We start from the raw sequence: 2,107 nt of genomic DNA on the forward strand, positions 1-2,107 counted from the left end.
CACCCGGAGCAGGGTGGTCTTCCCGCACCCGGACCGCCCCACCAGCGAGACGAACTCACCGCGCCGGACGTCGAGGTCGATGCCGCGCAGGGCGTGCACCTCACCGCGGCGGGCCCGGTAGGTCTTGTCGACCCCGGCCACCCGCAGGCCGATCTGCGTACCGTCCGGGCCGGGGATGTCGCTCCCGGGCCGCGACACCGTCTCCTGCGTCATGGGTGCACCTCGCTCGTCGTCGATGGCTGTCCTCGTGTCACGGGTTCGCCGGGGCGAACCGGTTGTCGACCCACCGCGACGGGTCCATGCCGGGGTCGACCAGTCCGATGCCGGAGACCTCCTTGTAGGCGGCGTCCCAGCGCTGCGGCGACGTGCCGATCGGGGCGTCCCCGGCGTTGTAGGAAGCGACGTAGCCGTCCAGGCTGGCCTTGGCGACGGCCGGGTTGCCCAGCGACGGCACCTGGTACTTCGAGGAGATCAACCGCATCGTCTCGGCGTAGCCGTTCTTCTTGTCCTCGGAGATGAACGCGACGGCGTCGGAGATGGCGGCCAGGTAGCGGCGCAGCTGGTCCTGCTTCTGCGGGTCCTGCGCCTGCGCCGCCGAGGTGGCGTAGAGCTGCGCGCCGGCACTGATGTCGTCGTTCGGGTCGTAGACGACGGCGTCCGGGTTGGTCTGCTGCAGCAGCACCGCGGTGTCGAGCGAGACGATGTAGGAGTCCACCCGGCCGGCCTTGAGGAGGTCGAACACGCCGGGGCTCAGGCCGACGACCTGGCGGCGCACCTCGTCGGGCTTGATCCCGGCGGACCCGGCGACCAGGTCGAGGGTGATCGAGCTGGTACCGCCCTCGGACGGCGTCCCGACCAGCTTGCCCCGGAAGTCCGCCGCCCGGGTGACCGGCTTCTGCTTCGTGGAGATCATCCGGATCGTGCCGCGGTGGATCACCTCGCCGACGTTGACCAGCGGCGCGCCGCGCTTGCCCGCTGCGATCATGGTCTCGATGTCGCCGACCCGGGTGATCAGTGCCGACCCGGCCAGCACCGTCTGGATCGCCGGCGCCGACCCCTGCGTCGCCTCGAACGTCACGTCCAGTCCGCGGGCGGCGAAGAAGCCCTTCGTGTCGGCGATCATCTCCGCGGAGTAGGACAGGCTCTCCAGCGGCAGGATGTTCAGGAACGTCACCTTCTGCCGGCCGTCCTCGGAGGTGGCTCCCCCGCCGCCGCACGCGGCCAGCACGGCGGAGCCGGTGAGCAGGGCGGCCAGTGCCCGGACGATGCGCCCGCGCCGGGTGTGTCTCCCGGCGGTGGTGGTCGTGGTCATCGGGGTGTCTCCTCGCGTCATTGCGACAGTTCGGGATCGGGGGTCGTGGATATCAGCCGGTCGGTGCCGGGACCGGCAGGGAGCGGTAGAGCGACGCGGCCGTGCGGTGCAGCACGGCGGCGCGGCCGTCGTCGTCGAGGGCGGCGAGCATCCGGGCGGTGCCGGCGCCGTGGTCGTGCGGGTGGTCGCTGGCGTACATCACGCGGTCGGCGACACCGATCACCTCGAGCGCCTCGGCCAGCTCGGCCGGGTCGAGGGGCAGCTGCGCCGGCGTCGAGGTGAAGCGGACCTGCTCGCCCAGGTACTCCGACGGTGGCCGGGTCACCCACGGCACCTCCCGCCAGATGCCCTTCCACTCCTTGTCCAGGCGCCACAGCAGCGGCGGCAGCCAGCTGAAGCCGCACTCGGCCACGCACACCCGCAACTGCGGCAGCCGCGCGAACAGGCCCTCGACGACCATGCTGACCAGCTGGCCCTGCGCGACCTGGCCGTTGGACAGGTAGTCCTGCAGGTAGGTGTGGGTGAACCCGGTCGTCGTCGGCGCGCTGCCCACCCGTCCCCAGGCGTGCAACGTGACGACGAGACCGTGCGCCGCGGCCGCTTCGAAGATCGGCAGGAACCGGCCGTTGCCGTAACGCAGGTCGTGGCCGCGGACCGGCAGCAGGACCGCCACGACCCGCGGGTCGGCCGCGCAGCGCTCGATCTCGACGACGGCCGCAGCGGGGTCCGACGAGGGCACCACCACGCTGCCGCGCAGCCTCGGCTCGGCATCGAGCCACTCCGCGGACATCCACT

Annotated in this window: 3 protein-coding genes; all 3 read right to left on the reverse strand. The window is 72.0% G+C overall.

The genetic code is table 11. The features are described 5' to 3' along the window. On the reverse strand, positions 1-213 hold a 213-nt coding region (locus tag I4I78_RS32110; RefSeq protein ID WP_218615266.1), incomplete at its 3' end, for an ATP-binding cassette domain-containing protein. A 37-nt stretch (positions 214-250) separates the two neighbouring features. After that, positions 251-1,312, reverse strand: a complete 1,062-nt coding sequence (locus tag I4I78_RS32115) for an ABC transporter substrate-binding protein (RefSeq protein WP_218615267.1) — start codon at positions 1,310-1,312, stop codon at positions 251-253. A gap of 52 nt (positions 1,313-1,364) precedes the next feature. Beyond that, positions 1,365-2,107: amidohydrolase family protein (locus I4I78_RS32120; protein WP_218615268.1), on the reverse strand; the 743-nt coding region annotated here is incomplete at its 5' end.

It is taken from the genome of Pseudonocardia sp. KRD291, from assembly GCF_019263595.1.
Lineage (GTDB): Bacteria > Actinomycetota > Actinomycetes > Mycobacteriales > Pseudonocardiaceae > Pseudonocardia.